The following is a 24325-nucleotide window of genomic DNA, read 5'->3' on the forward strand; positions in this document are numbered from 1 at the left end:
TGCGCCAGCCGCACCAAGCCTGTGGAAAGACAGGCGATTTCGAGACCGCTTATTCTTGGTCGCGCGGTCTATTCTTTTGTCTTGTCGAAGGCGGTATCCACAGGCACCTGCAGCGCCGTCGCCAACTGGTTGGTGCGGGCGGCAAGCGAGATCACCCTGAGCAGGTCCGCATGCTCGGCGTCGGTCATGCCTTTCGCCCTTGCCGCCGCCGTATGGGAATGGGCGCAGTAGCCGCAGCCATTGGTGACGGAGACGGCGATATAGAGCATCTCCTTGACCAGCGGATCGAGCGCCGAGGGCGTTGCCATCACGGCCTTCACGTCGCGCCAGGTCTGTTCCAGGAGCTCCGGATCGAAGGCGAGCCACAGCCACATATTGTTGATGAAGTCGGATTTGCGGGTGGTGCGAATGTCGTCGAACACGGCTTTGACACGCGGATCGGCTTCCGGGTTCTGAGGCGGGGATACGGTGCTCATGGGGCTCCTTCGCTGTTGTTCTCGGCGGTTGTGTGCGGGCCGGCCTGTCGCCTGAAGCGGTGACGATAGCCGACGTCGCGGCGATTGCCAGCGCTGCGTTTTGGGGAAGCCGTCGCCGATGCGTTCAGTTGGGGATTTCGTTGCACGGCTGATTGTTCGAGCCGAATGGTCCGGTCGTAAACAGCACGCCCTTGCTCGAACCCTGATAGGCGTTGCCGTTCTGCGTGACGATGAAGACCCTGCGGCCGCAGAAGCCCGTCGGCTGCGCGGCAACCACGCGCGTCTGGCCACTGGCGTCAGTGACGGTCTTGGGGTTGCAGGCGCCATAGGGTGTGTCGGCCATGCGAACGGTTGCCGTCGAGCTGCGGCTGAGCGGCGCGGAACTGCCGGGTGGGTACGTCCCCGAAGCCGTGCCTGCAGCGGCCACGGTCGATTGCGTGATCTGAAAATCCGCCGTGCTGTCGTCGTAGCGGCACCGCTTGATGGCCCAGATCCAGACGGCAATGTCGCGCACACCGCTCTCGGGATCCTCGGCCGAAGCCGCAATGGTGAGCGGGGCCAGATCGGGGACGCTTCGGCGGCGGTTACAGCAGCCGCTGTCGTTGAAGACCGGGTCGGGATTGCCATGGTCATCCAGGATGCCGGTGATTTCGAGTTTCGTGGTCGGGCCGGTCTTGTCGTCCGCCTGGACAGTCACGGTCTGACACCCCGCAAGAAGCAGGCCCATGGAGACGAGCGCGAATGTCAGGCAAAATGCATGCGGCCCCATGACGACCCCCGCCATTGTCCGTACCGCTGCCCAAGATACTCCCGAAGACTTTTGCCCGCAAACAAGCGCCTTCCTTTGCCGCGCTCGATCAACCCCGCGGCATCGTTGCCGTCCACAAACGATGCGCGTCCTTCAGCACCTTCCTCTGTCGCTATCGCAACCTCGTCGAACGCTTCGTCAGCACTCAGGAACTTCCGTGCCGTCGTCACCGGCTTCGACAAGCACAGCGAAAACGACCTTGCTCTCGTCAAACTCGCTTCAGCCAAAACCTGGTTGTGCTCTACAGGTCGGTGACCTAGAAGAAGCTTCGAACGCTCGGAGCGGCGTTCAGGCAGGAGCCCGACCATGATCAAGATGAGCGTCTACTATCCGGCCGATGGCGGCTCGAAGTTCGATCACGACTACTACCGCACCCGCCACATGCCACTGATCCAGGAACGGCTCGGCGATGCCTGCCTGCGCTACGAGATCGATAAGGGCCTTGCGGGTCGCGAGCCTGGAAGCGCGCCGGGGTTCGTCGCGGCGTGCCACGTCTACTCGCCGAGCCTCGAGACATTCCAGGAGGCGTTAGGTCCCCACCGCGCCGAGATTGCCGCGGACGTCGCCAACTATACGGACATCGCGCCCATCGTGCAGATCAGCGAAGTCGTTGGAGGGTAGGGGGCTTTGGCGCGTCAGGCGTAGCCGTTGACCTTTCCGCAATCGGCGTAGCGTTGGCGCACCATGATCCATGGTGACGCAGCCAGTGCGGAACCGGTTGACGATCGGGAACATGTGGTTGCCGTCGAAGCGTAAACGACCTTGCTCTCGTCAGGCTCGCTTCAGCCAAAACCTGGCTGTGCTCAATAGGCCGGGGGCCTAGGCCAGCGCGAAGACGCGGGCCGGGCCGCCGGTGCCGCCGCGGTGCTTCGGTGCGCCGAGGATGAGGGTTGCGCCCTTGACCGGCAGCTTGTCGAGATTGGCTGCTGCCTCCAGCCCCCAGCGACCCTCCGGCAGCCAGGCATAATGCGTGGCGAAATCGGGCGAGGGGCCATGGTCGAGCGACAGCGTATCGACGGCGATACCAGCCGCCTTGCTTTCCTCGATCAGATATTTGGCCGCCTCGACGTGGAAGCCGGGGAAATGCAGCTTGCCGCCGCCATCGGCATTGCGGAACTTGTCCGTGCCCAGATGCGCGCCCCAGCCCGACAGCATGGCGACGCAGGCGTTTTCCGGGATCTCGCCATTGGCGGCGACCCAGGCCTTGAGGTCGTCGGGCGTCACCTGCGCATCGGCATCGGCCTCAGCCTTCTTTCTGATATCGACAATCACCAGCGGCACCACCAGCTTGTCGACGGGCAGTTCGGCGACCGAGAGGCCATCGGCGGAGAAGTGCAGGGGCGCGTCGACATGGGTGCCGGTGTGTTCGTTCACCCGGAGCTCGAACATGTTGAACTTGTCTTTGGCGTAGTTGAACTTCTCCTCGCGGAAGAACTGCTGCTGGCCGAAGAAGGTCGGGAAATCTTCGTGCAACTCGTGGGTCAGGTCGGTGACGCTTGAATGCCCCTGCGCCAGCGCCGGCGGGGCCGCGCCCACGCTTGCGGCGGCAAGACCCGCGGTTCCGACCGCGGCGGCTTTGAAGAAGCTGCGGCGCGAGAGCATGCGCTCTTTCACCGTTTCCATGACACAGGCATCGCACATCGACTTCTCTCCCCCAAGAGGCCTGAAGACAGGCGCAAAGCCGGCCGAAACACGCTGCCGGCGGTTGCAGGATAGCGCAGTGTCGGCGGCTGTAAACGGTAATTCTCTAGTGAATTTCTGGACAAAGCTGCGAGGCGTCGAGCGAAGCCCCCGTGCGTCATCATCCCGCCAACAAATTCGCTTTTATTACAATTGCGTAATGATGGTATTCTGTCGTTGCCCCGACACGCGCGAACAGGGATACTCCGCGCACAATCGGAACGAACCGCCGGCCGCGCCGCGCTGGGGCGTGTTTTATGTTTAATTCGGAGACTTGAATGCGGGTTTGGAAACAGCTTGCGGTGAGCGCCGCTGTGCTTCTCGTGGGCGCAGCCGTCTGGGTGCGTTTTGTGCCTGGTGCTGGTGAAACGCTGGCGGCGATTGGTGTTTCGCATCCGCTGATTGATGCCTTGTCCAAGCCCGGCGCCGGTGGCGGCGAGGGCGGCGAACGCGGCAATGGCCGCGGGCAGGGCGGCAACAACGCCATTCTCGTCATGGTCCGGCCTTCGGGCACGTCTGTTGTCAACGACCGGCTGAACGCGATCGGCAACGGCGAGGCGATCCATTCCGTCACCGTGACGCCGACGGCAACCGGCAACCTCACCGAAATCCTCGTGCGCTCCGGCGAAAAGGTGTCGCAGGGTCAGGTCATTGCCAAGCTCGACAGCGACGACCAGAAGATTGCTGCCGACCAGGCGAGGCTGACACGTGACAGCGCACGCGAAAAGGTCGAGCGCTACCGCAACCTGAGCACTGCCCGCGCGGTAACAGCCGTGGACGTGCGCGACGCCGAAATCGCCATGCAGACCGCCGAACTGGCGCTGAAGACCGCAGAGCTCGACCTCAAGCGCCGCGACATCGTGGCGCCGTCGAAGGGCGTCGTCGGCATCATCACCGTCAATGTCGGCGACTACGTCACGACCACGACGCCGATTGCCGTCGTCGACGACCGCTCGGAAATCCTCGTCGATTTCTGGGTGCCCGAGCGCTTCGCCAACAAGATCTTCGTCGGCCAGCCGGTCACCGCCTTCGCCATCGCCCAGCCGGGCAACCAGCTCGACGGTGCGATCCACGCGATCGACAACCGCCTCGATCAGGCGAGCCGGACGCTGCGCGTGCGCGCACGGCTTGAAAACCCCGATGACAAGCTGAGGGCGGGCATGTCCTTCTCGGTCACCGTGGCCTTTGACGGCGACACTTATCCGACGGTCGATCCGCTGGCGATCCAGTGGAGTTCGGAAGGCTCCTATATCTGGCGCGTCTCCAGCGACAAGAGCGAGAAGGTGCCGGTGAAGATCATTCAGCGCAACCCGGACAAGGTGCTGGTGGACGCCGCACTGTCGCAAGGCGACGAGATCGTCACCGAAGGCGTGCAGCGCCTGCGCGACGGCGGCGCCGTGCGCATCGCCGGCCGTGAGAACAAGCAGGAACCGCAGAAGGTTGCGGAGGAAACCAAGTGAGCGGCGGCGACAGTCAGGCAAGCGGCCATGGTGCCGGCCAAGGCAGCGCCGGCGGCCAGATGTCGGCCCGCGAACGCAGCAAGACCGGCTTTACCGCACTCTTCATCCGCCGGCCGATCTTCGCGCTGGTGGTCAATACGCTGATCGTCGTTGCCGGCCTTGCGGCCTGGAACGGCATCGAGATCCGCGAGCTGCCGCAGGTCGACCAGCCGGTCATCTCGGTGACGACAACGCTCGATGGCGCCGCACCCGAGACCATGGACCGCGAGGTGACCTCGGTGGTCGAAGGGGCCGTGTCGCGCGTGCAGGGCATCCGCGACATTTCCTCGACCTCGTCCTTCGGCCGCAGCCGCGTGACGCTGCAGTTCTCCGACACGACCGATATCGGCCAGGCTTCCAACGACATTCGCGATGCGCTCGGCCGGGTGCGCAACCAGCTTCCCGACAATGTCGACGAGCCGAGCATCGTGAAAGCCGATGCCGACAGCCAGCCGATCATGCGGCTGGCGCTGACCTCCGATACGATGTCGATGGAAGACATGACGCTGCTCGTCGAAAACGAGATCAGCGACCGGCTCGCCGCCGTTGAAGGCGTGGCCGACGTTGCCGTCTATGGCGACCAGGAGAAGATCTTCCGCATCGACCTCGACCAGGCGAAGCTCGCCGGGCGCGGGGTAACGGTCGCCAACCTCAGGACCGCGCTTGCCAACGCCTCCTACGACGTGCCGGCCGGCAAGCTGACGAGCGCCAGCCAGGACATTTCGGTGCGCGCCACGGCCGACCTGCAGACGCCGGAGCAGTTCGAAAACCTGATCCTCGTCAACAATGTGCGCCTGCGCGACGTGGCGACCGTCACGCTCGGTCCCGACACCGGCACGACGGCGCTGCGCTCCAACGGCCGCCAGGGCATCGGCCTTGGCATCGTGCGCCAGGCGCAGTCCAACACCGTCGATATCTCCGAGGGCGTGCGCAAGGTCGTCGAGACGATCCAGACGCAGATCCTGCCCGAGGGCACGCAGCTCCGCATTACCAGCGATGACGCCGTCTTCATCAACGGCGCTATCCACGAGGTGGAAATCGCGCTGATCGTTGCGGTCTTCATTGTGACGCTGGTCATCTACATGTTCCTGCTCGACTGGCGGGCGACGCTGATCCCGACGATCTCGATGCCGATCGCGCTGATCGGCACGGTGGCGGCGATCTATCTCGCGGGCTTCTCGATCAACATCCTGACGCTGCTCGCGATCGTGCTTGCGACCGGGCTTGTCGTCGACGACGCCATCGTGGTGCTCGAAAACATCGTGCGAAGGCGCGCCGAGGGGCTTGGACCACGCGCGGCGGCCGTTCACGGCACGCTCGAAGTGTTCTTCGCGGTGCTGGCGACGACCGCGACGCTTGCCGCCGTCTTCGTGCCGCTCTCGTTCCTTCCGGGCCAGACCGGCGGTCTCTTCCGCGAGTTCGGCTTCGTGCTTGCCTTCGCGATCCTCCTGTCCTCCTTCGTGTCGCTGACGCTTTGCCCGATGCTCGCCTCGCGCATGCTGACGAAGGATACGCATACGGTGCCGGGGCCGATGGCGCGGTTCGGTGCGCGGGCGGCCGGGTTCTACCGGGTGACGCTGCGCGCCTGCCTCAACTCGCCGCTGATCGTCTTCGTCGTCGCGGGCTTCTTCACCGCCATGGGGGCTGCCGGCTTCCTGACGCTGAAATCGGAGCTGACGCCGACGGAAGACCGCTCGCAGATCATGATGCGCATCAACGCGCCGCAGGGCGTTTCGCTCGAATACGCCCAGGCCCAGATGCGCCGCATCGAGGACGGCTTGCAGCCGTTGGTGAAATCCGGCGAGATCGACAACATCTTCTCGATCTCCGGGCAGGGCGGTTCGGTCAACAGCGGCTTCATGGTGCTGACGCTCGCTCCCTGGGACAAGCGTGACCGCACCCAGCAGGAGATCGTCACCGACATCAACAAGGTGACCGGGCGCATCCCCTCGGTTCGCGTCTTTGCGATGCAACCGAACAGTCTCGGCATTCGCGGCGCCGGCAGCGGCCTGCAGGTGGCGCTCGTCGGCAACGACTACAACAAGCTCGGTGATGCGGCGGCAAAGCTGGTGCGCCAGATGGAAGACACCGGCCGCTTCGAAAACGTCCGCCTCAACTACGAGGCCAACCAGGCGCAGCTTTCGATCACCATCGACCGCGAGCGCGCCTCCGACATGGGTGTCGATATCGGCGGCCTTGCCTGGGCGCTGCAGGCCATGCTCGACGGCAACAGCGTCGTCGACGTCTATGTCGACGGCGAATCCTATCCGGTGAAGCTTCTGTCCTCGACCAACCCGGTCAACGACCCGACCGATCTGCAGAACATTTTCCTCAAGGCCGGTGACGGCAAGATCGTGCCGATGTCGACGATCGCCAGCGTCGAGGAGATGGCGGTGGCGCCGCAGCTGTCGCGGGAATCGCAGCTTCGCGCCGTTTCGCTTTCGGCCGGCCTCAAGTCCGATCTGGCGCTCGGCGAGGCACTGACCATGGTCGAGCAGATGGCAGAGCCGCTTCTGCCGCCGGGCTCACGGATCATGCCGCTTGCCGAAGCCGCAACGCTCAACGAAAACGCCAACGGCCTCTTCGTCACCTTCGGCTTCGCGCTCGTCATCATCTTCCTGGTGCTGGCGGCCCAGTTCGAAAGCTTCGTCAGCGGCCTGATCATCATGTCGACGGTGCCGCTGGGGCTTGCCTGCGCGGTCTTTGCGATGATCATGACCGGCAACACGCTGAACATCTACAGCCAGATCGGCCTCGTGATGCTTGTCGGCATCATGGCGAAGAACGGCATCCTGATCGTCGAATTCGCCAACCAGCTGCGCGACCGCGGCCAAGACGTGCGCTCGGCGATCGAGAATGCCGCCAACATCCGCCTGCGCCCTGTCATGATGACGATGATCGCCACCATCGTCGGCGCGGTGCCGCTGGTGCTTGCCAGCGGCGCGGGCGCCGAGGCGCGCATCGCGCTGGGCTGGGTGCTCGTCGGCGGTCTCGGTCTTGCGGTGATCGTCACCCTCTACCTGACGCCGGTCGCCTATCTGGTGATCGCGCGCTTCACCAAGCCGCATGCGGACGAGGAGCGCAAGCTGCACGAGGAAATGGACGCGGCGGCAGCGCTGGAGGTGCGCTAGCCGGAACGGCCGTCGCGCGACGGCTTATTATTCTAGCCCGGCGGCAACGAGAAAGATCGCTGCCGCCAGCCCGCCGAGCGCGCTGCGCCCGGCGTGAAGCCTGCCCCAGAGACCGAGGAGATCTCGGCTTTCCGGGCCGGCGTCGTCCGGCCGGACTGCCTCCAGCTGGCGGTTGACCGGCATCACGAAGAGCAGCGTATAGGGCCAGTTCAGGATGATGATCGCGGCCCCCAGCCCCCACAGCACATGGCCGGTCTGTCCCCAGGCACCGGCGCCGAAGAGGCCCGAGACGAGCGCGAGCGTCGCCTGCATCTCGAAGCCGCGCCGATAGGACGGCACCCACTGCACGAGTGCGGCGCGATCGTCGAGATGCAGCCGTGCGGGCTGTTCTGCCCAGGTGATGTAGATGGCGGCGCCGAAGAAAACCGACGCGGTGAGCAAAGCGGTTAGACCCAGCATTTGCCTCTCCTTCCTTCACGCCTCCATCATAATCCAAGGCTCACGAAACGGCAGGTGTTTTCTGCCGTTTCGCTCTCATACGTAGCAGTACCGGAGTTTGGTCGGTCTGAGGCGTGACTTTTGCCAGCAGCAAATGTGGTGCGACGCGGCTTGCCGTTTGCAAGGCCCTCTGTCTACCGGCCCGCCCTATGTGCCGTCACGCCGCACGGCCAGCGCCGTCGCGCAGAGCACGACCTCCACCTCTTCTTCGAGTTCGAGGCAGATCTGCCGGTACTCGTCAGCGAGATCCGGGCGGCCGCCGCCCAACACGAGTGCGTCCCGCATGTTGACCGCGAGTTCATAACTGCAGAACAGCTCAATCATGCAATCTGACGATGCCGACGCGATGCTGCCCCTCAAGTGCGGCAACCGCATCATCAGTCGCTTTCTGCCGATCTCTCCAAGCACGTCACACGTCCTTCCGCTCGGCATTTATACGCAAGGACTTCCCGAGCGGATCACCGCGCGGCGCGGTGTGGAGATGACATTTCGGCAAACGGGGACATATCGTGTCGGCTTTTCAGCGTTGGTGTTTTCCACGCTGTCATACAGTCTTGTGACACTCCGGTCTCACGTCAGGCGTTTTCCTGCGCTACTGTGACCGGGAAGTGCGCGAGCGTCTGGACAAAGTGATTCCGATTTGCACAGTAGCGCCTTGAAATGACTGCGCTTCCCGAACATCGAAAAGGCAGCGTGGCGAATGCAAGAGGAAGGGCGTTTTCCGTGGCATTGAAGGCGATCAGGGCTGGCGCGAGAAACGAGGCGGGGATTGCGGCGGCGAAGGCGGACCTTTCCGCCCGCTTCGGCGACCGGTTCCAGACGGGCGAGGCGATCCGCGCCCAGCATGCCCACACCACCACCTATATTCCGGCACAGCTTCCCGACGGCGTGCTATTTGCGGAAAGCGCCGGGGACGTGCGCGCGATCGTCCAGATCGCTGCGCGACACAAGGTGCCGCTGATCCCGTTCGGCACCGGCTCCTCGCTCGAAGGGCATATCAACGCCCCCCATGGCGGCATCTCGGTCGATCTCTCGCGTATGAACAAGGTGCTCGAGGTCAATGCCGAGGACCTCGACTGCCGCGTCGAGCCGGGCATCACCCGCGAGGAGCTCAACACCTACCTGCGCGACACCGGCCTGTTCTTCCCGATCGATCCCGGCGCCAACGCCTCGATCGGCGGCATGGCCTCGACGCGGGCGTCGGGCACCAATGCGGTGCGCTACGGCACGATGAAAGACAATGTGCTGGCGCTGACGGTGGTGACCGCTGACGGGCGCGAGATCCGCACGGCGCATCGGGCGCGCAAGTCCTCTGCCGGCTACGACCTGACGCGGCTTTTCGTCGGCGCCGAAGGCACGCTCGGCATCATCACCTCGATCACGCTCAGGCTGCAGGGTATTCCGGAGGTCATTTCCGGCGGCGTCTGCCCGTTCCCGACGATCGAGGACGCCTGCAACGCGGTGATCCTCACCATCCAGTCGGGCATTCCGGTCGCGCGCATCGAACTGCTCGATGCGCTGCAGATGAAGGCCTGCAACGGCTATTCCGGCCTTTCCTATCAGGAGACGCCGACGCTCTTCGTCGAATTCCACGGCAGCCCCGAGAGTGTCGAATTACAGGCGCGCCAGTTTGGCGAGATCGCTTCGGAGTTCGGCGCCAGCGACTTCCTCTGGACCACCAATCCGGAGGAGCGGGCGCGGCTCTGGAAGGCGCGGCACAACGCCTATTGGGCGCAAAAAAGCCTGATCCCGGGCGCGGCGATCCTGTCGACCGATGTCTGCGTCCCGATCTCGCGGCTGGCGGAATGCGTGGCGGCAACGCAGGAAGATAGCGCCGCCCACGGGCTGACGGCGCCGATCGTCGGCCATGCCGGCGACGGAAACTTCCATGTTGGCCTGCTGTTCGACGACAAGGATCCGGCTGACGTTGTGCGCGCCGAGGCCTTTGTCGAGCGGCTGAACGCGCGGGCGCTCGCCATGGACGGCACCTGCACCGGCGAGCACGGCATCGGCCAGGGCAAGATGCCGTTCCTTGAGGCCGAACTCGGCGACGCGCTCGATCTGATGCGCCAGATCAAGCACTCGCTTGATCCGGACAATATCTTCAACCCGGGCAAGATTTTCGCTTGAGGAGAGATACGCGCGGCGGGCCGTTTTTTGGGACAATGCGCCGGCGACAAAGTGTGATACTGCATAATTCTCAAAGTCGGAATCGACCCCTCGGGAATTATGCGGCAAATCAAAGATGCTACGGCGCCATCAACGGCGCTGCAGCCGGGCGCCGGTTTCTGGCGCTTAAATCGATTTGCGGCGCGGATGCGCCGATGAACGGAATGGGAATATAGGCACGGTGCTTTCGCGAATTCTTCTTGCCGTCGGTGGACTTGTGGTCGTTGCGCTCTTTGCGGCGCTGATCGCCCCGTGGTTCATCGACTGGACGGGTTTCCGCAAGGAGTTCGAGCGCGAGGCAAGCCGCATCATGGGCAAGCCCGTCGTCGTGCATGGCAGCGTCGATGCGCGGCTGATCCCATTCCCAACCGTGACGCTCAACGACGTGCGCGTCGGCGCCGCCGAGGACGGCGACCCGCTGATCCAGGTGGCGCAGTTCTCGATGAGCGCCGAGCTTGCGCCGTTCCTGAGCGGCGAGGCCTTGATCTTCGACATGAAGCTCGATCGTCCGCGGGCCAAGGTGCGCCTGTTGCCCGACGGTACGCTCGACTGGGCGAGGGGCCGCCGGGCCTCGATCCCGGCCAAGACCGTCGTGCTTGAAAACGTCGAGATCACCAATGGCCAGGTCGAATTCGTCGACGAGCAGACCGGCCGCACCCGCCGCGTGAGCGGACTTGCCGCAGACATTTCGGCCCGCACGCTCGCCGGGCCCTGGAAGGTTGAGGGGCGCGCCGCGCTCGATGGCGAAGCCGGCAGTTTCTCCTTTACCAGCAACGAGGTGGACGAGGCGGGTACGCTCAGCCTGAAGGCGCGGGTAACGCCCGACAAGCGTCCCTTCGGCGTCGAGACCGACGGTTCGCTGCGCATCGTCGATTTCAGGCCGGTCTATAGCGGCCGCTTCACGCTGACGGAGAACCGCCCGCAGGCCGAGACGAAGGATGCGGATGGGCGGGCGCCGCTGCGCATCAACGGCAACTTCCAGCTGACCAACGAGAGCATCCGCGTCCCGGAATATCGCTTCGAAATCGGCCCGTCGGATGATCCCTATGTGGTCACCGGCGAGGCAACGCTCGATACCGGCAAGGACCAGAAGTTCCTGCTGATCGCCGACGGCCAGCAGATCGACGTCAGCCGCATCGGCCCGAGCCGCAACAACAAGACCGGCCGCGATCCGGCGATCTCGATGCGCCAGCGGCTCGAAGCCATGCTGGCGATCGCCGCCGAAATTCCCATCCCGCAGGTGCCCGGCCGCGCCAGCCTGAAGCTGCCGGCGATCGTCGTCGGCGATACGACGGTCCGCGACGTGCGGATCGACGTACAGCCCGATGGCGCCGGCTGGGTGATCGACAATGTCGTGGCGCTGCTGCCGGGGCGCACGCAGCTCGAAGCCAAGGGGCGGCTGAACCTCAAGGGACAGCGCACCTTCCGCGGCGACCTTCTGCTGGCCTCCAACCAGCCTTCCGGCCTTGCCAACTGGCTGGCGGGCTCGGTCGATCCGGCGATCCGCAAGCTGAGGACCGCCGGCTTTTCCGCCAAGGTGAACCTCACCGATACATTGCAGCAGTTCGAGAACCTCGAAGTGGCGGCCGACGAGGCGAGCCTCAAGGGGCGGCTGGAGCGACAGTCCTTCGCCGACCAGCAACCGAACCTCTCGCTGCAGCTGAAGGGTAACCGCATCGACTTCGAAGCCTTGCAGGCGCTGACCGGGCTGGTGGCGGGCGACGCTTCCACCGATACCTTGCTGCAGCATGCGATTGCTGCCGATCTTTCGGCTGACGAGTTTTCCGCCTTCGGCGAGCAAGCGCAGGACGTGCAGGCGGTGCTGACGCTGAAGAACGGCCAGCTCCAGGCCGAACGCGTGGCGATCGGATCGCTCGCCGGCGCACAGCTCGCCTTTTCCGGCCGGGCCAGCGGCGACCTCGAAAAGCCCGTCGTCTCGGCCAAGATGAAGCTTGCCGCCAAGAACCTGACGCCGTTCCTGGAAATGATCGGCCGCCACGCGGTCAATCATCCAGCGCTCCGGCAGTTGATCAAGGCCGGTCCCTATTACAGCGACACGGCCTTCGACGTGACGCTGACGGCCGGCAACAAGGAAGGCAACGCGCCCGCGACCTTCGGCATCTTCGGGACCGCGAACGGTACCAAGATCGCCGCCAGCTACCAGGCGCCCGACATGGCGCAGGCGCTGACCGGCAAGGCCATGCTTTTGGAAGCGACGCTCGAAAATCCCGAGACGCGGCTCCTGCTCGGCCAAACGGGTTTCGATCCCTTGCCCTTCGATGCGGATGCCAACGGCATTCTCTCCGTCAAGCTGCAAAGCACCGACGGACCGACGGCGAACGGCACGGTGACCTTTACGACCGAGAAGACGTCGCTCGCCGCCAAGGGCAGCGTCGATCTTTCCCGCGATCATTTCCTCGAAGGTCAGGCGAAGGTGACGCTGCAGACCCAGGACCTGGAGCCCTATCTTCTGCTCCAGGGCGTGGCCTTGCCGCAGATGGGGAGCGGCCTGCCGCTGACCGTCTCTGCCGATATCGCGACGACGCCCGAAACAATTGCGCTGACCACTGTCGAGGGGAAGGCCGACCACAACGGCTTTACCGGCAATCTGACGATCGACCGCAAGACGCCGGGGGCGGCCAGCGGACAGCTGACGCTCGACACGCTCGATCTCGCCTGGCTCGGCGAGGGCGTCCTCGGACCGATCGAGGATACGAACGGGGCCTTCTCGAAGGGGGCTCTGGCGCAGCCTGCCTGGACCGGGCTCAACGTCGCACTGGACGTGCAGGCGCAGAAATTCTGGCCAGGCGTCTATGGCGCGGTCACGAGCTTTGCCGGCAAGATGGAATGGAAGGGCGACGAGGTCGCGCTGACCGATGCGGCCGGCGACTGGCTGGGCGGCAAGCTCGCCGGGCGGGTGCAGATCGGCAATGCCAACGGCTCGGGCTTCCTGCGCTCGCGCCTGGACGTCAAGGGCGGCGACCTTGCCCAGGCGGGCTGGGCCCATGCGGGAACGCCGGTCGCGACCGGGACTTTTGATCTTTCGGTAGCACTTGAGGCATCGGGTGCGACGCCCGAGGCGATGGCGCATTCGGCAAGCGGTTCGGGTACGACAACCTTCAACGGCATGACGCTCGCCGGCATCAACAGCGCAGCTCTGCCGCAGCTGATCGCGGCAGCCGATGCGCTGAAGACGCAGATCTCGGCGGACGCGATCAGAAGTGCGGCGGAGGCGACGATCTTCTCGGGTCAATCGCTGGTCGGCGTCGTCAAGGCACCCTTCAGCATCGCCGGCGGGGTGCTCCGGGCGCAGAACGTGACGGCTGGCGACGGCAATGCCGCGATGACCGGCGAGGCTTCGCTGGACCTTGCGGCGGGCCGGATCGACGCCGGCATCGATCTGACCTTCCGGCCGGGTGACGAGGCGCTTGCCGGTGCCGAGCCGCGTGTGCGCATCGGCTATGCCGGCCTGCTGGAAGCACCGGGCGTCGATCTCAACGTTGCCGATCTCGCGAACTTCCTGTCGCTTCGCGCCTTCGAGCGCGAGCGCCGGCGGGTCGAGATCCTGCAGGCGAACGTGCTGGAGAAGCAGCGTCTGCGCCGCGAACTTGCGCTTTACAAGGCGCGGGCGGAGGCAAGGGAACTGGAGCGCAAACGCGCCGTTGCCGAGGAACGCAGGCGCGCAGCCGGCGCTGCCCGCCTCAAGGCGGAAGCAGATGCGCGAGCAGAGGCCGAACGCAAGGCCGAAGCGGAGCGACAGGCGGAAGCCGCGCGTCGGGCGGCAGAGGCAGCGCGCAGCGCCGGTCAGGGCCAGCCGATCCCGCAGACGGGACCGACCCCCCAGACCGTGCCGGACGGTGCCACCGGCACCCCTCCCGGACAGAGGCTCAACTTCGACGTCCTGCCCGACGTTACCGTACAGTAGCCGGCGACTATGCCGGAGCACGACGCACCCTGGCTTTCGGGGCCGGGGATGCGCTTCCAATTGCGGATCCGGCCATGATCCCATCCTTGGCTTGTGCCCCCTGAAGCGCATCGCGATCTTTCAGCATCGCTCTCTGCGCTTTTGATTTTTCGCATGTCGTTATCCCAAGACCGCTGCGCGCTTTTGCGCGACATGCTCTGGCTTCAGATTTTGAACATGCCTTTATCTGGCGGGCATTCTCTTGGTTTCCGGCGCATCGTGGCGCGCGAACGGGATCGGCAGAGTTTTAACGAATTCTGAAGCACATCCTCCACTATTGATCACTAAATTAGCAATTTGCGTTGGATGGGGCAGGGGGTGCGGCTTGCGGGCCGCGTCTTTAATCGGCGCATGGGAAGGACGACGTCGATCGCTCCGGATTGACCCGAGCGGCGCGTCGCCGTCTGCTGAGGGGGCAACGATCAGAGATGCGCTACAATTTGAGGAAGAGAGCCGCCCGTATCTTTGCGGACGAGCGCGGCAACTTTACCGTTCTGACCGCGCTGATAGCGGTGCCGTTGTTGAGTGCCGCGTCGATCGCCATCAACCTGGCGCGGATCAATCTCGAGGCCGCGAAGATGCAGACGGCGCTCGATGCCGCTGCCTTCTCGGCGGTCAAATCCTACGGCGAGGGCGAGACCGAGGCCAGTGCCAGGGATCTCGCCAACAACGTCTTCTTTGCGAATTTCGGCCAGCCGGAGATCGTCGATCAGCTCGGCCCGGAGAGCGGTGTGGCGGTGGCGGCCACGCCGGTGCAGATCGCCTTCGGCGCCGCCGGCGTCGAGACCACGGCGACCGCGGCCTACGCGTTGAAATACAATCCGCTCTTCTTCGGGCTGCAGCCCTATACGATCGACCGGGAAAGTGTTGCCGCGCGCATGCCCGGGAGAGAGGCCTGCATTCTGGCGCTGCACCCGACGGCGAGCCGGGCCTTCGAGGTCAGCGGCGGGGCGAGCGTCGACACATCCGGCTGTACGATCACGTCGAACTCGACCGACGCGCAGTCGATCTACCTCAGCGGCTCGGCCACGCTCAAGGCCGAGTGTCTCTACGCCGCCGGCAAGGTGTCCGCGACGCTCGCCAACCTGCAGCTTGCCTGCGGCAAGGCGGTAGAGGAGGTGACGCCAATTGCCGACCCCTTCCGGTCGAAGAAGATGCCGACCACGGCAGGCTGGGTGAGCCTTGCCGGCTGCGGGCAGAATTTCGTCGGCGGCGGTGGCGGCAACGGCGACTGCAACGGCACCGGCAAGACGCCGAACAACGCGCCCGACACCTACCGCGTCGAGCTGAAGCCTGGCACCTATGGCGATCTCGAAATCAAGGGCAAGGTTCTTCTGAGGCCCGGCAACTACATCATCGACGGCGGTAGCCTGAAGTTCACCAGCCAGTCGGTGGTGAGCGCCGAAGGGGTAACCTTCTTCCTCTTGAACGGCGCCCAGCTCGACATTCACGGCGGGGCGACCTTCCAGGTCAGCGCGCCGACGACCGGCGACTGGGCCGGCTTCTCGATCGTCGCCGGGCGCAACAACACGGCCAGCGCCACCATCAACGGCAACAGCGCCTCATCGCTCGCCGGCATCATCTACATGCCGGCGTCGCGCGAGATCCAGTATGCCGGCAACGGATCGACCGGCGGTGAATGCGTGCGCATCGTCGCCCAGGAAATCACCATGATCGGCAACAGCAGCTTCAAGCTGGATTGCAAGGCGGTGCTGGCCAACACCACGATCAACAACGCCGGCGCGATCCGGCTGGTGCGATAACGACGGACGCGTCTTGCCACCGGCCGTTGGGCCGGCGGCGGATCGCTTGCCGGTGTCCAGGCGCGCCTTGCCTTCAGAAGCGGATGGACAGTCCGAGGATTGGACCTTGCTGGACCACGTCGAAGATGAAGCCGTCATTGTCGTAGTTGACGCCCAGCGCACGATAACCTGCGATCGCCGAGATCGTGTCGTTGAAACGGTAGCCGAGGCCAAGGCCGACGTCCCAGTCGATGTCGGCGCCGCCGGCGCCGACCAGGCCCCAGCCGGTCAGGTAGATCTCCGGGGTGAAGAAGTAGTTGCCGCGCACGCCCACCATGCCGTCGACCCAAGTCTTGCGGTCATCGCGGCTGATACCGTCGAGCGGGCCGCCCTGAAAGGATATGGTGGTGTTGACCGACCAGATCCTGGCGCCGCCGACCACGTCGAGATGCGAGTTCTGATCCTCAAAGACGGTGTAACCGACGCCGATGAGGCCGGCGAAGGTCTCCGATTCCACATCGACCGTATCGGTGAAGACGCCGCGCGCTTTGCCGTCGCCGGAGAGCTTCGTATAGATCAAGTCACCAAAGACGCTGAAGCGGTCCTTGCGCGCTTCGACGGTGGCCATGGCGGCGAAGTCGAGATTGCTCCAGATGTCGCTGAAGCTGGAGTCGATGTGAACGGTCGGGAGCCCGAATTGCGCCGTGTCGCCCGAGAGGCCCGCCATCCAGAAATAGGGCGCGAAGGTGAATTGCCAGCCGCTCTCGGTTTCTTCCACGGGGGCCGCGGGCGCCATCAGCGGCGTGATGTCGGCCGCGTGGGTCGGCAGGGCGAACAACAGGCCAAGGCAGGCCGTTAGGCCCAGTCGTGTAGGGATACTCATGAAACGCCTCCCGCTTGAGACAATCCCTGAAACGAGAGACGGGCCCGTCTGGAATTGCGCACTACAGACTCTCGAACACAAGGGCAGCGGAAAGTCGCCGCCTCCCGATGTGGGTATTGTTATATAAGTTTATTCGAATACAACTGTTTTGGCCCGAAACGGCGAAGCGGGGCATGCCAAATGCCGCGCGCTGTTGCATCGGCCACACAGTTGCCTTGGATCCGCCAATGCCTGTCGCCCGACACTGTAGAGCGCTCGTGCGGCAACGGCGTGAGAACAAGGGCTCAAGGTCTCGCCACTAGCCCTTTGATGTGAAAGGCCTTGGGCGAGTTCTTGCCGCGAATTCTGGCCGTGCTGGCCATCGACGGCGGGAGCTCAGGTCTCGTCGGGCAAGAGCGTCGAGCGTTGCGATTTCAGCCATTCGAGCACATGGACGCGCAGTGCCGAGGAGAGGTTGCTGTCGGGCGTGCGCTGGTCGTCGATTTCGGCGATCAGCTGGGCAAGCGGCACCGCCCGCGTTTCGGCGATCGTCTTCAGCTCCTGCCAGAAGGCGTCTTCGAGCGAGAAGCTGGTGCGGTGGCCGTGGAGCGTTGCGGAATGCTTACGGATCATCGCCCGGCCTTAGAGACTGATTCAAGGAATTGGCATTTCGAGTCCGGAAGCTGCCGCAAGTCCTTGCTCCGGAATCGCTTTTGCGGGCTCAGTCCTTGTCGACGTCGCCTTCGGCAGGGCGCTCGATGCGGCCCTGGTCAAGGCGGGTCTCCGCCTTGTCGTTCAGCGCTTTCGTCAGGGATTTCTCGGCCTTGGTGCGGCCGAAGGAGATGCGGTTCTGCTCGGCCTGCTTGTCCTTTTCCGTGCGCTCGCGACGCTTGCGGAACTGGCGCAGATTGACGACGTCTCCGGTCATGAGCCGCGGCTCCTCGGATCAGTTCTTCTTGCGGAAGGAATCGAGCGAGACGACGGAGCCGCCGCCATTCTTCGGCTCGGTGGGCTTGTCGTCCTTGGCCGAGGTCTCGGCATTTTCTTCCGGAACGGGATAGGCGGTGATCTCCGCCGATTCCTGTTCTTCTTCCTCGCCGGCCGCCACGTCGAACTCCAGTTCGAAATTGACCGACGGGTCGTAGAAGCCACGGATGGCGTTGAACGGGATCACTAGCCGTTCGGGCGTGTCGGAGAAGGAGAGGCCGATTTCGAAGCCGATTTCGGTGACTTTCAGCTCCCAGAACTGGTGCTGGACCACGATGGTCATCTGTTCGGGATACTTGGCTTTCAGGTGCTGCGAGATGCGCACGCCCGGCGCGCCGGTCAGAAAGGTGATGAAGAAGTGGTGCTCTCCCGGCAAGTGACCGGTGGTGGCAACCTCCGTCAGGACCTTTCGGATGACGCTGCGCAGTGCGTCCTGTGCCAGAATGTCGTAGCGGATGTGGTCCTGGCCCATGAGCGTCCCGTCTTTCCTCGAACTCAATCTACTGTCTGCTGCCGGCTTGGAGGTCAAGCCGTCGGCTTTTCATTGCCCGTCTGAAGCAGACGAGTCAATTATTCAAGCATCTATAGACCATTTCGAAGCGGGGGAGAAGGTGAAGGCTTCTGTTGCCAGGTGCCTTCGGACCCCGCCTTACGGTGCTACCCGGAAGGACTTGATTTGAAGTGTCGCACCGCGATTAAGCAGCGAGACGTGCTTCAGCATAGTTGTCGTTTGCAACTATAAGTTTAGCCCGATAACGGTGGTACAATGCCGAGCAAAAAGTCGATCTTTACGCCCTTGTCGATCCTATTTCGCCCCCATCAAAAGCCGATCGATTCTGATCGGTTTTTGGTGGAGGCGCCGGGTACCGCCCCCGGGTCCAATGGGTTTATTTCATCGCCCGTTTATTGCCATAGCCGCCCGAAGACGGCAGAGTTCATATAGGTCTTTCCGGGCCCCAAGAAAAGGGGGATGTGTCGGATATATGACTTTCTCCCGGACTGCCCGGTGCCGAACCGCCTTGACTTGACCGGCATCCATGAAAAACTCCCGCTGCTGCCACGCGGCCGGCAATCTCCGGCCGCAGTTTCGAAAAGCAAAGCAAGCTGGAGGCCTCATGACGGACTACCTCGCAGATGTGCAGAAATACGACAGCGGCGCCGACGAGGCGATCGTCAACAAGATCGTGCGTCACCTTGGCATTGCGCTTCGCAACCGGGATTCCTCGCTCGTTTCGGCGTCGGATCCGAAAGAGCTCGAGCGGGTCAAGGAGAAATGGTGCGAGAAGAAGCTCGGCATCAGCGGCGCCGATGCGGACAGCGCGATCGACGCCACCGTCAAGGCGATGTCGGCGGACCGGTCGAAATCGCGCGTCACCTTCTATTATCTGGTGGCCAAGAACCTCGGCAAGCTACAGACCTTGTAGCTCCCCGCCGAATTATCCGGGATAATCGTCCCGTGGTCATTGGTTCGCCGCCGGCTTCGTCCTAAATTTAGCGAAAGTACGAATCGGCGGCGCCAGACCATGCAGCAATATCTCGACCTTCTCGACCATGTGATGACCAACGGATCCGACCGCGGCGACCGGACGGGAACGGGCACGCGCTCAGTCTTCGGCCACCAGATGCGCTTCGACCTCTCCGAAGGCTTTCCGGTGCTGACGACCAAGAAGCTGCATCTGCGCTCGATCATCCACGAACTGCTGTGGTTCCTGAAGGGCGACACCAATATCCGCTACCTCAAGGAAAACGGCGTCACCATCTGGGACGAATGGGCGGACGAGAACGGCGACCTCGGCCCGGTCTATGGCTACCAGTGGCGCTCCTGGCCGGCGCCGGACGGGCGCCATATCGACCAGATCGAAGGCCTCGTCGAGAGCCTCAAGACCAACCCCAATTCGCGCCGGCACATCGTCTCGGCCTGGAACCCGGCGCTGGTCGACGAAATGGCGCTGCCGCCCTGCCATTGCCTGTTCCAGTTCTATGTCTCCGACGGCAAGCTTTCCTGCCAGCTCTACCAGCGCTCGGCCGACATCTTCCTCGGCGTGCCCTTCAACATCGCTTCCTATGCGCTCTTGACGATGATGGTGGCGCAGGTGACGGGCCTGAAGCCGGGTGATTTCGTGCACACGCTTGGCGACGCGCACATCTACCACAACCATTTCGAACAGGCCCGGCTGCAGCTCACCCGCACGCCGAAGGCGCTGCCGCGGATGGAAATCAATCCAGACATGAAAGATCTCTTTTCCTTCCGTTTCGAAGACTTTACGCTCGTCGGCTACGAAGCCGATTCATCCATCAAGGCGCCGATCGCCGTCTGACATATCCTGATGCTGCGGGTGGACGGTCCGCATTTCTGAATTCTTCTCGATGCCGATGCCGCGCCACCCTTCGGGCGGGGCAGGAGCTTCCGTAGCCCGCAAGCGCAGGGGCCGGCAATCCAAGGTGAGGGGCGGCCGGGGAGGGCTGTCGTCCAAGGGAGGTATCGATGCTCACACTCGTTCATGCGCCGCTGTCGCGATCCTCGCGCATCGTCTGGCTGCTTGAGGAGCTGGGCGCGGAATACGAGATCCGCTACGTCTCGATCCGCCGCTGGGACGGCTCGGGCGAGCCCGACGACAACAACCCGCATCCGCACAAGCAGGTGCCGGCGCTCATCCATAATGGCGCGGTGATCTGGGAGTCGGCGGCCGTCGTGCAGTATCTCACCGACCTCTATCCCGATTGCAGCCTCGGCCGGCCGGCCGGCCACAAGGAGCGTGGCGCCTATCTCTCCTGGCTTGCCTATTACGCGGGGGTGATCGAGCCGACGGCGCTTGCCCATATCTCCGGCGCCACCATCAACAACCCGGCACAGGCGCGGCTCTACAGCGAAATGTGCGCCCATGTGATCGACGTGCTCACCCGACGGACCTATCTGCTCGGCGAGACGATGAGTGCCGCCGATCTGCTCTTGGCAAGCGCGCTGCAGTGGATGCGCAAGATCCTGCCGGAAAGCACGGTCGTCGATCGCTACATCCGCGTGGTGACGGACCGGGCAGCCTATGACCGCGCCAGAGAAATCGACAGCAAACCGAACGGGTTCCATGACTGAAACGAAGACCACCCACCCGAAGATATCGATCGTCGTCGCCGTTGCCGCAAACGGCGTCATCGGCCGCGACGGCGATCTGCCCTGGCGGCTTTCGACCGATCTCAAGCGCTTCAAGGCGCTGACGATCGGCAAGCCCGTGATCATGGGGCGCAAGACCTGGGCGTCGCTCGGGCGTCCGCTTCCCGGCCGCGCCAACATCGTCATCACCCGCAACGCGGATTTTGTGGCGGAAGGGGCAAGCGTCGTCCCGTCGCTCGATGCGGCGGTAGCGCTTGCCGGCCGAGAGGCGGAGGCCGCGGGCGTGGACGAGATCTGCGTGATCGGTGGCGGCGAGATCTACCGCCAGTCGATCGCGCGTGCCGATATCTTGCATGTGACCGAGGTGCAGGCGACCGTGGATGGCGATACGCGCTTCCCCGATATCGATCCCGGCATTTTCGAGAAGGTCTTCGAAGAGGACCTGCCGCAGGGTGAAAAGGACAGCCACGCCATGCATTTCGTCACCTTTAAGCGGCGTGCGACAGCCTGACGCGGCGGATCGTCAACTATTTTGAACCATTTACGGTGAACTCGGGTCTATCGCGTTGAAAGCGGTGCGGGTGATACCTATAACGGTTTCACATCATGAACGACCGTGCGGTGGCGCGGCCGTTCAGCGTGGGAAGTATTCAAAAGAGAGGTTTTGATGCCCTGGAGCAATCAGAATGGCGGCGGCGGTGGCCCATGGGGCGGCGGCGGTGGCGGCGGCAATCAGGGGGGTCCCTGGGGCCAGGGGCCAAACCGGCCGCGTGGCGGCAAGGGCGGCCCGCCGGATCTGGAAGAGATCATTCGCCGTGGCCAGGACCAGCTCAAGAACGTCGTTCCCGGCGGCTTCAATGGTGGCGTCTTCGCCATTATCGGCCTGCTGATCGTCGGTTTTGTCCTGATCAATTCGATCTACACGGTGCAGCCGGACGAGCGCGGCGTCGAGATGCGCTTCGGCAAGCCGAAGGACGAGATCTCGATGCCTGGCCTGCACTATCATTTCTGGCCATTCGAGACCGTCGAATTCGTCAAGATCACCGAGCAGCAGCAGAACATCGGCGGGCGCTCTAGCGGCCAGTCGAATTCCGGCCTGATGCTCACCGGCGACCAGAACATCGTCAACGTCCAGTTCTCGGTTCTTTATTCGGTCACCGATCCGAAGGCTTACCTCTTCAACGTCGAGAACCCGTCCGACACGCTGCAGCAGGTGGCCGAAAGCGCGATGCGCGAAGTCGTCGGTCGCCGTCCGGCGCAGGACATCTTCCGTGACAACCGTCAGGCGATCGCCGCGGACGTGAAGAGCACGATCCAGGCAACGATGGACACCTACGGCACCGGCGTTTCCGTCAACACGGTCGCCATCGAGGACGCCGCACCGCCGCGCGAAGTGGCCGATGCGTTCGACGAAGTGCAGCGCGCCGAACAGGACGAGGACCGCTTCGTCGAAGAAGCCAACCAGTATGCCAACCAGGTGCTCGGTAAGGCACGCGGTCAGGGTGCGCAGATCCGCGAAGAAGCGGCCGCCTACAAGGACCGTGTCGTCAAGGAAGCACAGGGTGAGGCGCAGCGCTTCATCTCCGTCTATGACGAGTACTCCAAGGCGCCTGACGTTACCCGCAAGCGTCTCTATCTCGAAACCATGCAGGGCGTTCTCGGCAAGTCGAAGAAGGTCATCATCGACGAGAAGAACGGGCAGGGCGTACTGCCATATCTGCCGCTGAATGAAATCGGTCGTCCGACGACGTCGGGTGCCGCAGCAGTTTCGGGAGCAGGCCAGTGATCAACAATCGTACCTCCGTTATCCTGATCCTGCTCGCCGTCGTCTTCGTCGGCATCTATTCCTCGGTCTTCGTCGTCAACGAGCGCCAGCAGGCGATCGTCGTTCGCTTCGGTCAGATCAAGGACGTCAAGAGCCAGCCGGGCCTCTACTTCAAGCTGCCCTTCGCCTTCATGGACGCCGACCGCGTCCAGTACGTCGAAGACCAGGCACTGCGCTTCGACCTCGACAACATCCGTGTCCAGGTCTCGGGCGGCAAGTTCTACGAAGTTGATGCCTTCGTCGTCTACAAGATCTCCGATCCCCGCCGCTTCCGCGAGACGGTCTCGGGCGATCGCGACTCGGCGGAATCGCGTCTCAGGACCCGTCTCGACGCATCGCTGCGCCGTGTCTACGGTCTGCGCGGCTTCGAGGCAGCGCTCTCCGACGAGCGTGCGTCGATGATGCGCGAAGTGCGCGCCGACCTCAAAGCCGACGCGGAGTCGCTCGGCCTCAACATCGAGGACGTCCGTATCCGTCGCACCGACCTGACGCAGGAGGTCTCGCAACAGACCTACGACCGCATGAAGGCCGAGCGTCTGGCGGAAGCGGAACTGATCCGCGCCCGCGGTAACGAAGAAGGCCAGCGCCGCCGCGCGATTGCCGACCGTCAGGTCGTCGAAATCGTCGCCGAGGCCCAGCGTGATTCGGAAATCCTGCGCGGTGAAGGCGAAGCCGAACGCACAAGGACCTTTGCCGACGCCTTTGCGCGCGATCCGAAGTTCTTCGAGTTCTATCGCTCCATGACCGCTTACACGCAGTCGATCGGTAGCCCGGACACGACGCTGGTGCTTTCGCCGCATTCGGAATTCTTCCGTTACTTCAATAACTCGGAAGGCACTCCGCCGGCCGCGGCACCTCAAGCAGCGACCGGAAACTAGGCGGGCGATGTCAGACTTTCTGACAGGATTCGCTTTCTTCCTGATCATCGAGGGGCTGGTGTACGCACTGGCCCCTTTGGTTTTGGTGGAAATGGCGAAGCGTTTGCCGTATGTCCCCGAACATCAGCTTCGACTGGCGGGGCTCGTTTGCGTGGCTGCCGGGGTCGGACTTGTATGGTTGCTTCGAGGATAATGCGAAATGCCACATAAACTGCTGATCCGGCTGGTCGATGCCGAATACGCCATCACCCGCCTCAATATCGGCTCCAGCATGCCGGAATGGCTGCCGGGGCCGGGCTTCTGGACCGTGTCGAGCTCGCGCGAGGAGATGACACTGGTCTGCCGGGCCGCCCGCGTGCCGTCCAGCGTCCAGAGTTCGCTCGGCTGGCGCTGCTTCCGCGTCGAGCAGCATTTTGCCTTTGACGTGCCTGGCGTGCTCGCCTCGGTGCTCCGGCCGCTTTCGGATGCCGGCGTCGGCGTCTTTGCCAATTCGACCTTCAGCACCGACTACATCTTCGTTGCCGGCTCCGATCTCGACAAGGCGGTCCAGGCGCTGAAAGACCACGGCCACGAGCTCACCACCTGATCAGCCACGCCCGGCCTCGACCTAAAGGCTCGGCCGGGAACGCCCGTCCTTTCGCACCCGTGCGCGCAAGGATCAGGAAATCGTGTTTGGACCCTTCCGAATTCCGCCTTA

24 protein-coding genes and 1 other RNA gene are annotated in these 24325 nt (G+C 63.7%); 14 read left to right on the top strand and 11 right to left on the bottom strand.

Annotated elements, in window-relative coordinates:
- Positions 1 to 68: 68 nt before the first annotated feature.
- The 3 genes from ASD01_RS01060 to ASD01_RS01070 all read right to left on the bottom strand — a co-directional run bounded on the left by ASD01_RS01060 (position 69) and on the right by ASD01_RS01070 (position 1598).
- Entirely contained in the window at positions 69 to 476 is a 408-nt protein-coding gene (locus ASD01_RS01060; RefSeq protein ID WP_034792561.1) for a carboxymuconolactone decarboxylase family protein, read from the bottom strand.
- A gap of 124 nt (positions 477 to 600) precedes the next feature.
- Positions 601 to 1245, bottom strand: coding sequence for a hypothetical protein (locus ASD01_RS01065; RefSeq protein ID WP_034792564.1), 645 nt, complete (start codon positions 1243 to 1245; stop codon positions 601 to 603).
- Positions 1221 to 1598 carry a hypothetical protein gene (locus tag ASD01_RS01070; protein ID WP_156623605.1) on the bottom strand — a complete coding sequence of 126 codons (378 nt, stop codon included), beginning with the start codon at positions 1596 to 1598 and terminating at the stop codon, positions 1221 to 1223. The genes ASD01_RS01065 and ASD01_RS01070 overlap by 25 nt, the downstream gene beginning before the upstream one ends.
- Between ASD01_RS01070 and ASD01_RS01075 the strand changes: the two genes are divergently transcribed.
- Positions 1591 to 1905: an EthD family reductase gene (locus ASD01_RS01075; protein ID WP_034792570.1), complete on the top strand. Its 315-nt coding sequence runs from the start codon at positions 1591 to 1593 to the stop codon at positions 1903 to 1905. The two genes, ASD01_RS01070 and ASD01_RS01075, sit on opposite strands and share 8 nt — an antisense overlap.
- 198 nt (positions 1906 to 2103) lie before the next feature.
- On the opposite strand, the gene ASD01_RS01080 is transcribed toward ASD01_RS01075, so the two are convergent.
- Positions 2104 to 2925 carry a cyclase family protein gene (locus ASD01_RS01080; RefSeq protein WP_034792573.1) on the bottom strand — a complete coding sequence of 274 codons (822 nt, stop codon included), beginning with the start codon at positions 2923 to 2925 and terminating at the stop codon, positions 2104 to 2106.
- A 317-nt stretch (positions 2926 to 3242) separates the two neighbouring features.
- Between ASD01_RS01080 and ASD01_RS01085 the strand changes: the two genes are divergently transcribed.
- Positions 3243 to 4424: an efflux RND transporter periplasmic adaptor subunit gene (locus ASD01_RS01085; RefSeq protein ID WP_034792575.1), complete on the top strand. Its 1182-nt coding sequence runs from the start codon at positions 3243 to 3245 to the stop codon at positions 4422 to 4424.
- A gap of 59 nt (positions 4425 to 4483) precedes the next feature.
- Complete coding sequence (locus ASD01_RS01090; RefSeq protein ID WP_034793607.1) at positions 4484 to 7594, top strand: efflux RND transporter permease subunit; 3111 nt, start codon at positions 4484 to 4486, stop codon at positions 7592 to 7594.
- Between the two features lie 27 nt (positions 7595 to 7621).
- Here the strand turns inward: ASD01_RS01090 and ASD01_RS01095 are convergent, their stop codons facing one another.
- The gene (locus tag ASD01_RS01095) at positions 7622 to 8053 is read right to left on the bottom strand and encodes a DUF1772 domain-containing protein (RefSeq protein WP_034792578.1); all 432 of its coding nucleotides are present in this window, start codon (positions 8051 to 8053) and stop codon (positions 7622 to 7624) included.
- Positions 8054 to 8239: 186 nt separating this feature from the next.
- On the bottom strand, positions 8240 to 8500 hold the full coding sequence (locus tag ASD01_RS35235; RefSeq protein WP_060515956.1) for a hypothetical protein: 261 nt from the start codon (positions 8498 to 8500) through the stop codon (positions 8240 to 8242).
- A gap of 315 nt (positions 8501 to 8815) precedes the next feature.
- Between ASD01_RS35235 and ASD01_RS01100 the strand changes: the two genes are divergently transcribed.
- From ASD01_RS01100 to ASD01_RS01110, 3 genes are all read left to right on the top strand, one after another.
- A complete protein-coding gene (locus tag ASD01_RS01100; RefSeq protein ID WP_034792584.1) occupies positions 8816 to 10222 on the top strand; it encodes an FAD-binding oxidoreductase in 1407 nt (468 codons plus the stop codon).
- 256 nt (positions 10223 to 10478) lie between these two features.
- Positions 10479 to 14186, top strand: coding sequence for an AsmA family protein (locus ASD01_RS01105; RefSeq protein ID WP_051659288.1), 3708 nt, complete (start codon positions 10479 to 10481; stop codon positions 14184 to 14186).
- A 467-nt stretch (positions 14187 to 14653) separates the two neighbouring features.
- Positions 14654 to 15988 (top strand): TadE/TadG family type IV pilus assembly protein, encoded by a 1335-nt coding sequence (locus ASD01_RS01110; RefSeq protein WP_034792590.1) that lies wholly within the window; start codon positions 14654 to 14656, stop codon positions 15986 to 15988.
- Positions 15989 to 16061: 73 nt separating this feature from the next.
- On the opposite strand, the gene ASD01_RS01115 is transcribed toward ASD01_RS01110, so the two are convergent.
- From ASD01_RS01115 to ssrA, 5 genes are all read right to left on the bottom strand, one after another.
- On the bottom strand, positions 16062 to 16850 hold the full coding sequence (locus ASD01_RS01115; RefSeq protein ID WP_034792592.1) for a hypothetical protein: 789 nt from the start codon (positions 16848 to 16850) through the stop codon (positions 16062 to 16064).
- 375 nt (positions 16851 to 17225) lie between these two features.
- Positions 17226 to 17462, bottom strand: coding sequence for a ribbon-helix-helix domain-containing protein (locus ASD01_RS01120; protein WP_034792594.1), 237 nt, complete (start codon positions 17460 to 17462; stop codon positions 17226 to 17228).
- A gap of 88 nt (positions 17463 to 17550) precedes the next feature.
- On the bottom strand, positions 17551 to 17757 hold the full coding sequence (locus ASD01_RS01125) for a DUF4169 family protein (protein ID WP_034792596.1): 207 nt from the start codon (positions 17755 to 17757) through the stop codon (positions 17551 to 17553).
- An 18-nt stretch (positions 17758 to 17775) separates the two neighbouring features.
- Positions 17776 to 18288, bottom strand: coding sequence for an SspB family protein (locus tag ASD01_RS01130; protein ID WP_034792598.1), 513 nt, complete (start codon positions 18286 to 18288; stop codon positions 17776 to 17778).
- A 138-nt stretch (positions 18289 to 18426) separates the two neighbouring features.
- Positions 18427 to 18785: a transfer-messenger RNA gene (ssrA, locus tag ASD01_RS01135) on the bottom strand.
- Positions 18786 to 18931: 146 nt separating this feature from the next.
- Between ssrA and ASD01_RS01140 the strand changes: the two genes are divergently transcribed.
- The 8 genes from ASD01_RS01140 (at position 18932) to ASD01_RS01175 (ending at position 24214) form a co-directional block, all read left to right on the top strand.
- Positions 18932 to 19240 (top strand): DUF2853 family protein, encoded by a 309-nt coding sequence (locus ASD01_RS01140; RefSeq protein ID WP_034792600.1) that lies wholly within the window; start codon positions 18932 to 18934, stop codon positions 19238 to 19240.
- Positions 19241 to 19339: 99 nt separating this feature from the next.
- The gene (locus tag ASD01_RS01145; protein WP_034792602.1) at positions 19340 to 20134 is read left to right on the top strand and encodes a thymidylate synthase; all 795 of its coding nucleotides are present in this window, start codon (positions 19340 to 19342) and stop codon (positions 20132 to 20134) included.
- 167 nt (positions 20135 to 20301) lie between these two features.
- Complete coding sequence (locus ASD01_RS01150; RefSeq protein WP_034792605.1) at positions 20302 to 20907, top strand: glutathione S-transferase; 606 nt, start codon at positions 20302 to 20304, stop codon at positions 20905 to 20907.
- Positions 20900 to 21436 (top strand): dihydrofolate reductase, encoded by a 537-nt coding sequence (locus ASD01_RS01155; protein WP_034792608.1) that lies wholly within the window; start codon positions 20900 to 20902, stop codon positions 21434 to 21436. The genes ASD01_RS01150 and ASD01_RS01155 overlap by 8 nt, the downstream gene beginning before the upstream one ends.
- A 156-nt stretch (positions 21437 to 21592) precedes the next feature.
- Positions 21593 to 22711, top strand: coding sequence for an FtsH protease activity modulator HflK (hflK, locus tag ASD01_RS01160; RefSeq protein ID WP_034792611.1), 1119 nt, complete (start codon positions 21593 to 21595; stop codon positions 22709 to 22711).
- The gene (hflC, locus tag ASD01_RS01165) at positions 22708 to 23628 is read left to right on the top strand and encodes a protease modulator HflC (protein WP_034792614.1); all 921 of its coding nucleotides are present in this window, start codon (positions 22708 to 22710) and stop codon (positions 23626 to 23628) included. Before hflK ends, hflC begins: the two co-directional genes overlap by 4 nt.
- Positions 23629 to 23635: 7 nt before the next feature.
- The gene (locus ASD01_RS01170; RefSeq protein ID WP_034792618.1) at positions 23636 to 23821 is read left to right on the top strand and encodes a DUF2065 domain-containing protein; all 186 of its coding nucleotides are present in this window, start codon (positions 23636 to 23638) and stop codon (positions 23819 to 23821) included.
- A 6-nt stretch (positions 23822 to 23827) separates the two neighbouring features.
- Positions 23828 to 24214, top strand: a complete 387-nt coding sequence (locus ASD01_RS01175; RefSeq protein WP_034792627.1) for an ACT domain-containing protein — start codon at positions 23828 to 23830, stop codon at positions 24212 to 24214.
- Positions 24215 to 24325: the final 111 nt, after the last annotated feature.

Origin of the sequence: Ensifer sp. Root423 (assembly GCF_001426275.1) — a bacterium.
Taxonomy (GTDB): Bacteria; Pseudomonadota; Alphaproteobacteria; order Rhizobiales; family Rhizobiaceae; genus Ensifer; species Ensifer adhaerens.

What these genes read in the sequence shown, in the direction of transcription:
- ASD01_RS01155 (WP_034792608.1), top strand. Translation starts at nt 20,900, where the DNA reads ATGACTGAAACGAAGACCACCCACCCGAAGATATCGATCGTCGTCGCC.
- ASD01_RS01120 (WP_034792594.1), bottom strand. Translation starts at nt 17,462, where the DNA reads ATGATCCGTAAGCATTCCGCAACGCTCCACGGCCACCGCACCAGCTTC.
- ASD01_RS01125 (WP_034792596.1), bottom strand. Translation starts at nt 17,757, where the DNA reads ATGACCGGAGACGTCGTCAATCTGCGCCAGTTCCGCAAGCGTCGCGAG.
- ASD01_RS01095 (WP_034792578.1), bottom strand. Translation starts at nt 8,053, where the DNA reads ATGCTGGGTCTAACCGCTTTGCTCACCGCGTCGGTTTTCTTCGGCGCC.
- ASD01_RS01115 (WP_034792592.1), bottom strand. Translation starts at nt 16,850, where the DNA reads ATGAGTATCCCTACACGACTGGGCCTAACGGCCTGCCTTGGCCTGTTG.
- ASD01_RS01150 (WP_034792605.1), top strand. Translation starts at nt 20,302, where the DNA reads ATGCTCACACTCGTTCATGCGCCGCTGTCGCGATCCTCGCGCATCGTC.
- ASD01_RS01065 (WP_034792564.1), bottom strand. Translation starts at nt 1,245, where the DNA reads ATGGGGCCGCATGCATTTTGCCTGACATTCGCGCTCGTCTCCATGGGC.
- ASD01_RS01090 (WP_034793607.1), top strand. Translation starts at nt 4,484, where the DNA reads ATGTCGGCCCGCGAACGCAGCAAGACCGGCTTTACCGCACTCTTCATC.
- ASD01_RS01075 (WP_034792570.1), top strand. Translation starts at nt 1,591, where the DNA reads ATGATCAAGATGAGCGTCTACTATCCGGCCGATGGCGGCTCGAAGTTC.
- ASD01_RS01170 (WP_034792618.1), top strand. Translation starts at nt 23,636, where the DNA reads ATGTCAGACTTTCTGACAGGATTCGCTTTCTTCCTGATCATCGAGGGG.
- ASD01_RS01140 (WP_034792600.1), top strand. Translation starts at nt 18,932, where the DNA reads ATGACGGACTACCTCGCAGATGTGCAGAAATACGACAGCGGCGCCGAC.
- ASD01_RS01145 (WP_034792602.1), top strand. Translation starts at nt 19,340, where the DNA reads ATGCAGCAATATCTCGACCTTCTCGACCATGTGATGACCAACGGATCC.
- ASD01_RS01060 (WP_034792561.1), bottom strand. Translation starts at nt 476, where the DNA reads ATGAGCACCGTATCCCCGCCTCAGAACCCGGAAGCCGATCCGCGTGTC.
- ASD01_RS01110 (WP_034792590.1), top strand. Translation starts at nt 14,654, where the DNA reads ATGCGCTACAATTTGAGGAAGAGAGCCGCCCGTATCTTTGCGGACGAG.
- ASD01_RS01175 (WP_034792627.1), top strand. Translation starts at nt 23,828, where the DNA reads ATGCCACATAAACTGCTGATCCGGCTGGTCGATGCCGAATACGCCATC.
- hflK (WP_034792611.1), top strand. Translation starts at nt 21,593, where the DNA reads ATGCCCTGGAGCAATCAGAATGGCGGCGGCGGTGGCCCATGGGGCGGC.
- ASD01_RS01080 (WP_034792573.1), bottom strand. Translation starts at nt 2,925, where the DNA reads ATGTGCGATGCCTGTGTCATGGAAACGGTGAAAGAGCGCATGCTCTCG.
- ASD01_RS01085 (WP_034792575.1), top strand. Translation starts at nt 3,243, where the DNA reads ATGCGGGTTTGGAAACAGCTTGCGGTGAGCGCCGCTGTGCTTCTCGTG.
- ASD01_RS01130 (WP_034792598.1), bottom strand. Translation starts at nt 18,288, where the DNA reads ATGGGCCAGGACCACATCCGCTACGACATTCTGGCACAGGACGCACTG.